The following is a 6340-nucleotide window of genomic DNA, read 5'->3' as shown; positions in this document are numbered from 1 at the left end:
TTCACTCTCTGAAGCTGAAACTGAATTCGATTCGGATTGTGACGCTGACGTTGATTCACTCTCTGAAGTTGAAACTGAATTTGATTCTGACTGTGATGCTGATGTCGATTCACTCTCTGAAGTTGAAACTGAGTTTGATTCTGATTGTGAGGCTGACGTCGATTCACTTTCTGAAGTAGAAACTGAGTTTGACTCGGATTGTGATGTTGATGTTGATGCACTTTCAGATGCTGAAGTTGAGTTCGACTCAGACTGAGATGTTGAAGTTGATGCACTTTCTGAAGCTGAGACTGAATTTGACTCTAACTGTGATGCGCTCACTGATGCACTTGTTGAGGCACTTTCAAAAAGACTTTCTGAAACACTCTCTGAAAGAGATGCTGATGCTTCCTCTGATTGAGAAAGAGAAGATGAGACAACCTCTGACTCAGATGCTGAAACTGATGCAGATTCTACCTTACTTGTTGATACAGATTGAGACTCTACTGTTGAAGTACTTTCTACGATGCTTTGAGATGTACTTAAAGATGCACTCGTTGTATCTGCTTCAGACTCTGACTCGATAACCTGACTACCATTAAAGAAATTAACGCTAATATTATCAGTCTTACCTGCAAAAGGTGAGAATGTGAAGGATGTGTCATCACCAGTGATTTTAGCAGTCCAAGTCGATGTTAAGCCATAACCATTCTTGGCCTGAAAACCATTCATTTGGAAATTTTGTCCCCAACTGTAACCGCCACCATCCGTTGTTACTGGTGTTGGATTAGGTGAAGGTGTAGTTCTTTGAGTACCGTCTGAATTAGTAATATAAGTTGTTACAGTTGTTGGAGGAGTAAGTCCCTTACCTAAAGTAAACATCGTTTGTGTTGATGTCCCTGAATTATAGATAGAATATCCAGGACTCATCTTCGAAATATTCCCAAGGGTTGATGTTGCAGGATTAACATATGTGACAGTGTAGACAAAATTCAGATTTGTCCCGTCATTTGTCATTTTCAATGTATAGTAAATTGGAACATTATAGTTTGAGTCTGTTCCAGTTCCTGTATACACCTTAGTTTCACCAGTCGCTAGGTTAAGGTTTGAAGTGATAGCTGGAGTGCCATTCACTGTAGAGTTCCCATTGAAACCAACATTTGTCAGCTTGGTCATCATGTTATCGACGGCATTACCAAGACGCTCACGCTGTTCTGCGTAAGCTGCGCTTGTTGCTGATGCCGCGATCAATGTCGTTGACTTAGTGACTTCTTCTTGAACAGTTGTAATAGCCGTTTGAATTTCAGCCTTAGCAGCTGTGTCTGTCAATTTTGCTTGGTAGTTTTTAGCAATATTAACAAGCAATTCTGCTTCTGAAACGTTTTGGTCCAAAACAGATTTTTCATCATCATGGCTTGCAGTTTCTGAAGCAACTGAGCTTGTTGAAGTTGCTGAATCAGAAGCTGATTCCGAGTTTGAACCACTTGTACTATCAGTTTGTGACTGACTGTCAGAAGTTGAGTACTCCTTGCTGAGTGATGCTGATTCTGAGATAGCTTGTGACAATTCAGCAGAAATTGATTGAGACACAGATTGTGATACTGAAACTGATGCTTCTGTGCTTGCTTGAGCATCAACTGAAGAGCTTGTAGACTCTTGGCTTGTTGATGCTACTGCTGAAGTTTCAGAAGCTGGTGCTACACTCAATACCACTGAATCAGAGTTTACTGCCACATCTTGATTAGCAGTTACTTGACTTTCCAAAGCCGGAGTCGTCGTTTCTTCCGCTTGGGCAGTGTAAGTCGCTACTGCGCCTCCAGCTACTGCACCCGCTGTTGCAATTCCTTTAAGGAGAGATTGCCCTGAGAGAAGCGGTGTTTTCTCCTCGACACTCTGTGCTGAAACTGATGGTGCGTCTGCCCCACCTTTAACAACCTTGAAAAGTCCAAAGTTGGATGTCGCAGCACGAAGCCATTGCTTACCTGATTTAATCAATTTAAAACGAGTCACGCGATCAGTTTCGCGATATTCCCCTTCGTTCCTTCTAAAAAACATATCTACTCCATTCTTGTTTTATGAATTAAAACTCACCGATAAATTTTATCATAAAAATCTTGTAAGCTCTAATACAAACTCTTATTTCCCTCAAAAAAGATTGCAGACGCTTTATGCTGTATAAATACTGAAAATACTTTTTTCATAGCATTTCCACCCACCTTACATTTTGTAAAACAAAACTGAAAGTTGTCTTAAAATTCAAAGTATACTTCTTCCACATCTAAGATTTTAGCTTACTAAACTAAGCCTTTACTCTCTAATACTAAGCCTAAATGAGACTTAGACTAACGTTTAAGATAGCCTCTCTCATTTTCAAACACGACAAAAAGACACATCCCATATCGGAATGTGTCTTTTTTAGAACGAAGCTAATCGGCTTATTCTTACTTAAGAGTAGTTAGTTTTTATTAGGACTAGTCACTCATAAGTTTTAGGGGTAAGTCGAAGGAATATTATTCCTCAGTTTTTTTGCGTTTTGCCGCAAGTGCCAATCCAGATGCAGTTGCAAGCAATCCAAGAGCTGCTGTAGCTGCTACGTTAGACTCTTCACCAGTATTTGGCAATTGTGCCATTTCTTGTGCAGGTTTAACTGGAGTAGCTTTAGCTGGAGCTTTAGGAGCTGGATCAACTGGTTTACCTGGAGTTGGTTGTTCAGGTTTACCTGGAGTTGGTGTTACTGGTTTTTCTGGAGTTGTATCGACAAGTTTGTAAACGTAAGTTACGTTCTTATCGCCTTCGATAACTTTACCAGTTACTGGGTCAGTTGTAGTCAAGTGACCATCACCATCTACAGAACCTACTGGGTAGTTACCTTGTGGTACCAATTCGTAAACTTTACCATCAGCAGTAACAATTGTCTTAGGACGGTTATCAATTACTGTATCGTAATCTTTACCTACTGGTTGACCAAATTCATCTGTTACGGATTGTTTGATAGTGTTACCATTTTCATCTACATAGTGAACGTAAACATTACCCTTAGGTTGTGCTGGTTGTTCTTTAAGTTTGTAGATGTAAGTAACATCTTTACGTCCTTCGATAACTTTACCTGTTGTAGCGTCTGATGACTCAAGGTGACCTTGTCCATCAACTTTACCTACAGTGTAGTTACCTGCTGGTACCAATTCGTAAACTTTACCATCAGTTGTTGTGATAGTCTTAGGACGATTATCTACTACTGTATCGTAGTCTTTATCGACTGGTTGATCTTTTTCATCAACAACTGAAGTCTTGATTGTCTTACCTTCAGTATCTTTATAGTGAACGTAAACGTCACCTTTCACTTCTTTGTAGACATAAGTGATGATTGAACGTGGTTTATCAACTTTACCTTTAATTGGGTCAGATGATTCAAGGTGTCCATCGCCATCAACTTTACCTACTGGGTAGTCACCTTTCGGTACGATCTTGTATGTCTTACCGTCTGGAGTCTTGATTGTCTTAGGTTTTTCACCTTCCTCGGTTGTGTTATATGGAGTGTCATATGGTGAGTTTGGTGTGTCTTGACGAGGTTTCTTGATTTCTTTACCTTTTTCGTCTACGTATGTGATGATTACGTCACCTTCTTTAGGTTTCGTTGGATCTTCTTTAAGTTTGTAGACGTAAGTTACGTTCTTGTCACCTTCGATAACTTTACCTGTTGTAGCGTCATCACCTGTCCAGTGACCTTGTTCGTCGACTTGACCTACTTTGTAGTTACCTGCTGGTACCAATTCGTATGTCTTACCTTCGAATTCGATTTCTTTTGGACGGTTATCTACTACTGTATCGTAGTCTTTACCTACTGGTTGATCTTTTTCATCTGTTACAGATGCTTTGATAGTGTTACCATTTTCATCTACATAGTGAACGTAAACATTACCCTTAGGTTGTGCTGGTTGTTCTTTAAGTTTGTAGATGTAAGTAACATCTTTACGTCCTTCGATAACTTTACCTGTTGTAGCGTCTGATGACTCAAGGTGACCTTGTCCATCAACTTTACCTACAGTGTAGTTACCTGCTGGTACCAATTCGTAAACTTTACCATCAGTTGTTGTGATAGTCTTAGGACGATTATCTACTACTGTATCGTAGTCTTTATCGACTGGTTGATCTTTTTCATCAACAACTGAAGTCTTGATTGTGTTACCTTCAGTATCTTTATAGTGAACGTAAACGTCACCCTTCACTTCTTTGTAGACGTAAGTGATGATTGAACGTGGTTTATCAACTTTACCTTTAATTGGGTCAGATGATTCAAGGTGTCCATCGCCATCAACTTTACCTACTGGGTAGTCACCTTTCGGTACGATCTTGTATGTCTTACCGTCTGGAGTCTTGATTGTCTTAGGTTTTTCACCTTCCTCAGTTGTGTTATATGGAGTATCATATGGTGAGTTTGGTGTGTCTTGACGAGGTTTCTTGATTTCTTTACCTTTTTCGTCTACGTAAGTGATGATTACGTCACCTTCTTTAGGTTTCGTTGGATCTTCTTTAAGTTTGTAGACGTAAGTTACGTTCTTATCGCCTTCGATAACTTTACCTGTTGTAGCGTCATCACCTGTCCAGTGACCTTGTTCGTCGACTTGACCTACTTTGTAGTTACCTGCTGGTACCAATTCGTATGTCTTACCTTGGAATTCGATTTCTTTTGGACGGTTGTCTACTACTGTATCGTAGTCTTTACCTACTGGTTGATCTTTTTCATCTGTTACAGATGCTTTGATTGTGTTACCTTCAGTGTCTACGTAGTGAACATATACATTACCCTTAGGTTGTACTGGTTGTTCTTTAAGTTGGTAAACGTAAGTTACATTCTTATCGCCTTCGATAACTTTACCTGTTGTAGCGTCATCACCTGTCCAGTGACCTTGTTCGTCGACTTGACCTACTGTGTAGTTACCTGCTGGTACCAATTCGTATGTCTTACCTTCGAATTCGATTTCTTTTGGACGGTTGTCTACTACTGTATCGTAGTCTTTATCAACTGGTTGGTCTTTTTCATCTGTTACAGATGCTTTGATTGTCTTACCTTCAGTGTCTACATAGTGAACGTAAACATTACCTTTCACTTCTTTATAAACGTAAGTGATTGTTGATTTAGGTTTATCAACTTTACCTTTAATTGGATCAGATGATTCAAGGTGTCCATCGCCGTCAACTTTACCTACTGGGTAGTCACCTTTTGGTACGATCTTGTATGTTTTACCATCTGGAGTCTTGATTGTGTTAGGTTTTTCACCTTCCTCAGTTGTGTTATATGGAGTGTCATATGGTGAGTTTGGTGTGTCTTGACGTGGTTTTTGGATTTCTTTACCATCATTCTCACGGATGTAAGTAATGATTACTTCACCAACTTTAGGAGTTTCACTTTCAGACATTGATTGAGAAATTGAAACTGAAGTTGATTCAGAGCTTGAAAGTGATTCTGAAACTGAAGTTGAAGTTGATGTTGATTCTGAAAGGCTAGCAGATGCTGAGTAAGATTCAGAAGCTGATACTGATTCAGATACAGAAGTTGATTCTGAAGAGCTTGCTGATTCTGATGCAGATGCTGACTCAGATGCGCTTGCTGATTCTGATGCAGATGCTGACTCAGATGCACTTGCTGATTCTGATGCAGATGCTGACTCAGATGCACTTGCTGATTCTGATGCAGATGCTGACTCAGATGCACTTGCTGATTCTGATGCAGATGCTGACTCAGATGCACTTGCTGATTCTGATGCAGACGCTGACTCAGAAGAAGATGTTGATTCAGATTCTGAGTTATTTGTAACAATTGAAGTTGACTCAGAGAGTGAAAGTGAAACTGAGATAGATTCTGAAGTTGAAACTGACTCAGATGCACTTGCTGATTCTGACGCAGATGCTGACTCAGATGCGCTTGCTGATTCTGATGCAGATACTGAAGCTGATGCAGATTCAGACGCACTTACTGATTCTGACGCAGACGCTGACTCTGATGCACTCGCTGATTCTGATGCAGATGCTGAAGCTGATGTGCTTGCTGATTCTGATGCAGATGCTGACTCAGATGCGCTTGCTGATTCTGATGCAGATGCTGACTCAGATACGCTTGCTGATTCTGATGCAGATGCTGACTCAGATGCGCTTGCTGATTCTGACGCAGACGCTGACTCTGATGTGCTTGCTGATTCTGATGCAGATGCTGACTTAGACGCACTTGCTGATTCTGATTGTGACTTAGACACTACTTCTGATTCTGATTGTGATACAGATTGTGACTTAGACACTACTTCTGATTCTGATTGTGATACAGATTGTGACTTAGACACTACTTCTGATTCTGATTGTGATACAG

2 protein-coding genes are annotated in these 6340 nt (G+C 40.2%); both read right to left on the bottom strand.

Annotation, left to right across the window (positions count from 1 at the left end):
* Positions 1 to 2034, bottom strand: a 2034-nt coding sequence (locus ACYVQ1_RS04635) for an accessory Sec-dependent serine-rich glycoprotein adhesin (protein WP_461249982.1), incomplete at its 3' end; no start/stop codon positions are given.
* Between the two features lie 455 nt (positions 2035 to 2489).
* The coding region (locus ACYVQ1_RS04630) for a MucBP domain-containing protein (protein ID WP_461258407.1) at positions 2490 to 6340 on the bottom strand (3851 nt) is incomplete at its 5' end.

This window comes from Streptococcus parasalivarius, from assembly GCF_054785155.1.
Note: the sequence above shows the minus strand (reverse complement) of the source record. Positions and strands in the feature narration are given on the sequence as shown.